Here is a 441-nt window from a genome sequence, read left to right on the forward strand (position 1 = left end):
GGCGGGCGCTGTGGGAAAGTTCGCTCACCCGCGGACGGCGGTGATCTCGACGCCGGCGGCGGCGGCGTGGGGGGCCAGGGCCAGGGGCTTTTCGACCCGCACCCGGGCGCGGGTGACGCGATGGTCGTCGAAACAGGCCTGGGCCAGGCGCTCGGCGAAGGTCTCGACCAGGTCGATATGGCCGGCGGCCGCGATGTCCTGGGCGGCGGTGCGGATGGTCTCGTAGTTGACCGTGTCGCCCAGTTCCTCGCAGTGGCTGGCGGCCACGTCGAGCTCGACGTCGATGACCAGCGGCTGCACGCGGCCGTGCTCGTGGTCGTAGACGCCGATCTGGGCCTCGACCTTGAGGCCGCGCACGAAGACCTTGGTCACGATGACCTTGGCGAGAACGGGCGCCGGGAACGGCGTTTCGGAGAGGGGGGAGGCGGACAAGGGCGGGGG

At 71.7% G+C, this 441-nt stretch carries 1 protein-coding gene; it reads right to left on the reverse strand.

The features are described from left to right. Window positions 1-24: 24 nt before the first annotated feature. Window positions 25-441, reverse strand: a 417-nt coding sequence (folB, locus tag AC1DEF_RS29235; protein WP_477727746.1) for a dihydroneopterin aldolase, incomplete at its 5' end; no start/stop codon positions are given.

Source organism: Priestia sp. 10L35 (assembly GCF_056395685.1).